8 protein-coding genes are annotated in these 4684 nt (G+C 61.8%); all 8 read right to left on the bottom strand.

Annotation, left to right across the window (positions count from 1 at the left end; translation table 11 throughout):
* A partial coding sequence (gene rplQ, locus RBR29_RS10605; protein WP_320349131.1) for a 50S ribosomal protein L17 occupies positions 1-383 on the bottom strand: 383 nt, incomplete at its 3' end.
* Positions 384-518: 135 nt separating this feature from the next.
* Entirely contained in the window at positions 519-1517 is a 999-nt protein-coding gene (gene rpoA / locus RBR29_RS10610; protein ID WP_320349132.1) for a DNA-directed RNA polymerase subunit alpha, read from the bottom strand.
* Between the two features lie 106 nt (positions 1518-1623).
* Complete coding sequence (gene rpsD, locus RBR29_RS10615) at positions 1624-2247, bottom strand: 30S ribosomal protein S4 (protein WP_320349133.1); 624 nt, start codon at positions 2245-2247, stop codon at positions 1624-1626.
* 10 nt (positions 2248-2257) lie between these two features.
* Positions 2258-2656, bottom strand: a complete 399-nt coding sequence (gene rpsK / locus RBR29_RS10620) for a 30S ribosomal protein S11 (RefSeq protein WP_320349134.1) — start codon at positions 2654-2656, stop codon at positions 2258-2260.
* Between the two features lie 14 nt (positions 2657-2670).
* Positions 2671-3036 carry a 30S ribosomal protein S13 gene (gene rpsM / locus RBR29_RS10625; protein ID WP_320349136.1) on the bottom strand — a complete coding sequence of 122 codons (366 nt, stop codon included), beginning with the start codon at positions 3034-3036 and terminating at the stop codon, positions 2671-2673.
* 33 nt (positions 3037-3069) lie between these two features.
* The gene (rpmJ, locus tag RBR29_RS10630) at positions 3070-3183 is read right to left on the bottom strand and encodes a 50S ribosomal protein L36 (RefSeq protein WP_003805360.1); all 114 of its coding nucleotides are present in this window, start codon (positions 3181-3183) and stop codon (positions 3070-3072) included.
* Positions 3184-3214: 31 nt separating this feature from the next.
* Positions 3215-3433, bottom strand: coding sequence for a translation initiation factor IF-1 (gene infA, locus RBR29_RS10635; RefSeq protein ID WP_043678924.1), 219 nt, complete (start codon positions 3431-3433; stop codon positions 3215-3217).
* A 6-nt stretch (positions 3434-3439) separates the two neighbouring features.
* Positions 3440-4684: preprotein translocase subunit SecY (gene secY / locus RBR29_RS10640; protein WP_320349168.1), on the bottom strand; the 1245-nt coding region annotated here is incomplete at its 5' end.

The raw sequence follows: 4684 nt of genomic DNA on the forward strand, positions 1-4684 counted from the left end.
TATTCGCCGGCGGGCGCCTCGGATTCCGGGCGATCGACCAGTTCCATGTAGGCCATGGGGGCATTGTCGCCCTGGCGGAAACCCATCTTCAGCACACGGGTGTAACCCCCGTTGCGCGCGGCAAAGCGCGGTCCGATGTCATTGAACAGCTTGGTGACGGCGTCACGGTCACGCAGACGGGCGAACGCCAGGCGGCGGTTGGCCAGAGTGGGGTTCTTGCCCAGGGTGATCAGGGGCTCGACCACGCGGCGCAGTTCCTTGGCCTTGGGCAGCGTGGTCTTGATGGCTTCATGGGTCAGCAGGGACACGGCCATGTTGCGGAACATGGCAAGACGATGGCTGCTGGTGCGGTTCAGTTTGCGAAGGCCAGAACGATGGCGCATGATGGTTTCCTTGTTGAATCTAAGACCCGGATCTTCTATCGCACAGGGCGCGGCCCGGGTGGGTGAACTGCGCTTGCCCGGGATGAGGGCAGGCGCAGGATTTTAGCACGACAAAAATGCTTTCCCTGGGCGTTTTCAGGGGCGCTCAAGGCCGACAGGCGGCCAGTTTTCCAGCTTCATGCCCAGGGTCAGGCCGCGCGCGGCCAGGACTTCCTTGATTTCGTTGAGCGACTTGCGGCCCAGGTTCGGCGTCTTGAGCAGCTCGTTTTCGGTGCGCTGGATCAGGTCGCCGATGTAGTAGATGTTTTCGGCCTTCAGGCAGTTGGCCGAACGCACCGTCAGTTCCAGATCATCGACCGGGCGCAGCAGCACGGGATCGATCGGCGCCGACTGGGTGCCTACCGGCATGCTGGTGGTCAGCTGGCCGGCGTCCTTGTCGCTCAGCGAGACGAACACCGAAATCTGGTCCATCAGGATGCGGGCCGACTGGCGCACGGCCTCTTCGGGGCTGATGACGCCATTGGTCTGCACGTCCAGCACCAGCTTGTCCAGGTCGGTGCGCTGCTCGACGCGGGCGTTTTCCACGGCATAGCTGACGCGGCGCACCGGGCTGAACGAAGCGTCCAGCACGATCTGGCCGATCGTGGCCGAACGGTCATCGACCAGGGCGCGCACATTGCCCGGCACGTAGCCGCGGCCCTGTTCGACCTTGATCTGCATTTCCAGGCGGCCATTGTCCGTCAGGGTCGCAATCAGATGATCGGGATTGATGACCTCGACGTCGTGCGGCAGTTCGATGTCGCTGGCACGGACTTCGCCGGGGCCCTGCTTGTTCAGCACCAGCGTGACTTCGTCGCGGTTATGGAGCTTGAACACCACGCCTTTCAGGTTCAGCAGAATATCGACCACGTCCTCGCGCACACCGGCGATCGTGGAATATTCATGCACGACTCCGCTGATCTGGACTTCGGTAGGGGCATAGCCCGTCATGGAAGACAGCAGGATACGGCGCAGGGCATTGCCCAGCGTGTGGCCGTAGCCACGCTCGAAGGGCTCCATCACGACCTTGGCGTGATGGGCGCCCAGGGTCTCGACAGAGATGGTGCGGGGTTTCAGAAAACCTTGTGCGGACATGGATGTTCCTTTTCAATACCCTCGGCTCGTTACACCGATAAGGCTGACGGAAAGATACCGCCGCCCCGGGAGGCGGCGGGCAATGCAGGTCGCCGATCGACGAAGATCAGCGGGAATACAGTTCGACGACCATGGATTCGTTGATGTCGTGGGCGACATCAGCGCGATCCGGGGCCTGCTTGAACACACCCGACAGCTTGGCGGCATCGACCTCGACCCACTGGGGCAGGCCATTGCCGGTCGCCAGTTCCAGGGATTCCTTGATACGGACCTGGTTCTTGGCTTTTTCGCGGACGGCAATCACGTCGCCGGCCTTGACCAGGATCGAGGCGATGTCGGCGGTATGGCCGTTCAGTTCGATGGCACGGTGATTCACCAGCTGGCGCGCTTCGGCGCGGGTGGAACCAAAGCCCATGCGGTAGACGACATTGTCCAGACGCGATTCGAGCAGCTGGATCAGCGTTTCGCCCGTGTTGCCGCGACGGCGCTCGGCCTCGGCAAAATATTTGCGGAACTGTTTTTCCAGCACGCCATACATGCGCTTGAGTTTCTGCTTTTCACGCAGCTGCAGGCCGAAATCCGACGTGCGCGAACCCGAGATGCGGCCATGCTGGCCGGGCTTGGATTCGAGCTTGCACTTGGAATCCAGCGAGCGGCGAGCGCTCTTCAGGAACAGGTCGGTGCCTTCGCGGCGCGAAAGCTTGCATTTGGGTCCAGTGTAACGAGCCAAGATGTTCCCCTTAGATACGACGACGCTTGGGCGGACGGCAGCCGTTGTGCGGCACCGGCGTGATGTCCGAAATGCTGGAGATCTTGATCCCCAGGGCATTCAGGGCGCGCACCGAGGACTCGCGGCCAGGGCCGGGGCCCTTGATGCGGACTTCCAGCGTCTTGATCCCGTATTCCTGGGCCACGCGGCCGGCGGATTCGGCAGCCACCTGGGCTGCGAACGGCGTCGACTTGCGCGAACCCTTGAAGCCGGCACCGCCGGACGTAGCCCACGACAGCGCATTGCCCTGGCGGTCGGTGATCGTGATGATGGTGTTGTTGAAGGATGCGTGCACGTGGGCAATGCCGTCGGACACGCTCTTCTTGACTTTCTTGCGGACGCGCGCGGCGCCGCCTTGAGCTTTCGCCATGTTCTTTCCTCAGGTTATTTCTTCAGGGACGCAGCGGCGCGGCGCGGGCCCTTGCGGGTACGCGCGTTGGTGCGGGTGCGCTGACCGCGCACCGGCAGGCCACGCTTGTGGCGCATGCCACGGTAGGTGCCCAGGTCGATCAGACGCTTGATCGACAGCTGCACTTCGCGGCGCAGGTCGCCTTCGATCGTGTAGCCGTTGATCTGTTCACGGATCTTTTCCAGTTCTTCGTCGGTCAGATCCTTGATTTTCTTCGAATACGCGATGCCGGTCGCTTCGCAGATCTTGCGGGCGCGGGTGCGGCCGATGCCGAAGATGGCGGTCAGACCGATCTCGGCGTGTTGATGCGGCGGAATATTGATGCCAGCAATACGGGCCATGACTGTTCCTCGTGAATTCCGTGATGCCCGGCCTTAGCCTTGGCGTTGCTTGTGACGCGGGTCGGTGCAGATGACGCGCACCACGCCGTGACGTTTGATGATTTTGCAGTTGCGGCAGATCCGCTTTACCGATGCCATTACCTTCATGGTGATCTCCTGGTTCTTGACCGGCCGCTGCCTATTTGGAGCGGAAAACAATCCTGGCGCGCGACAGGTCATAGGGCGTGAGCTCCACTGTGACCTTGTCACCCGGAAGGATCCGGATATAGTGCATACGCATCTTGCCCGAAATATGGCCCAGCACCATGTGGCCATTTTCCAGCTTGACGCGGAACGTTGCGTTGGGAAGGTTTTCGATGACCTCCCCTTGCATCTGGATGACGTCGTCCTTGGACATGTTCGTTCAGCGCATGGGTAATCCCGCAGCGCCCTTGAAGTTCGCCTTCCGGAGCAGCGAGTCGTACTGTTGAGACATCATGTAAGCCTGCGCCTGCGCCATGAAATCCATCGCGACGACGACGATGATCAGCAGGGACGTGCCACCAAAATAGAACGGCACGTTCCAGCGCATCTGCATCAGTTCCGGCAGCAGGCAGACCAGCGTGACATAGATGGCACCCGACAGCGTCAGACGCATCAGGATCTTGTCGATGTAGCGCGCGGTCTGTTCGCCAGGCCGGATCCCGGGCACGAAGGCGCCGCTTTTCTTCAGGTTGTCTGCCGTCTCGCGGCTGTTGAACACCAACGCCGTGTAGAAAAAGCAGAAGAAGATGATCAGGCCGGAATACAGCGTCACATACAGCGGCTGCTGCGGCGACAGTGCGGCCGCCAGGTCGCCCAGCCAGCGCATGTTCGGGTTGCTGGAGAACCAGCTGGTGACCGTCGCAGGCAGCAGGATGATCGACGAGGCGAAGATCGGCGGAATCACGCCGGACATGTTCAGCTTGAGCGGCAGGTGCGAGGACTGGCCGCCATAGAGCTTGTTGCCCACCTGGCGCTTGGCGTAGTTCACCGTGATGCGGCGCTGGCCGCGTTCGATGAAAACCACGAAATAGGTCACCGCAACCACCAGGGCCAGGATGAACAGCGCCGACAGGATGGACATCGAGTCCGTGCGCACCAGATCCAGCATGCCGCCCAGCGCACCGGGCAGGCCGGCGACGATCCCGGCGAAGATCAGCAGGGAAATGCCATTGCCCAGACCGCGTTCGGTGATCTGCTCGCCCAGCCACATGATGAACATGCTGCCGGTGACCAGCGTCACGATCGTGGTAAAGCGAAACAGCAGGCCCGGATCGATGACCAGGCCGGGCTGGGATTCCAGCGCCACTGAAATGCCGATCGCCTGGAAGGTCGCCAGGAACACCGTGCCGTAGCGCGTGTACTGGGTGATCTTGCGCTGGCCGGACTGGCCTTCTTTTTTGATGGCCTCGAGCGCCGGGACGACCACGGCCAGCAGCTGCATGATGATGGCCGCCGAGATGTACGGCATGATCCCCAGCGCCAGCACGGAAAAGCGTTCCAGGGCGCCGCCGGAGAACATGTTGAACAGCCCCAGGATTCCGCCCTGGTTCTGCTGGAACAGGTCGGCCAGCGCGTCCGGATTGATGCCAGGCACGGGGATGTGGGTCCCCAGGCGGTAGACAAT

This window comes from Castellaniella sp. (genome assembly GCF_034007085.1).
In the GTDB taxonomy this organism is placed as follows: domain Bacteria; phylum Pseudomonadota; class Gammaproteobacteria; order Burkholderiales; family Burkholderiaceae_B; genus Castellaniella.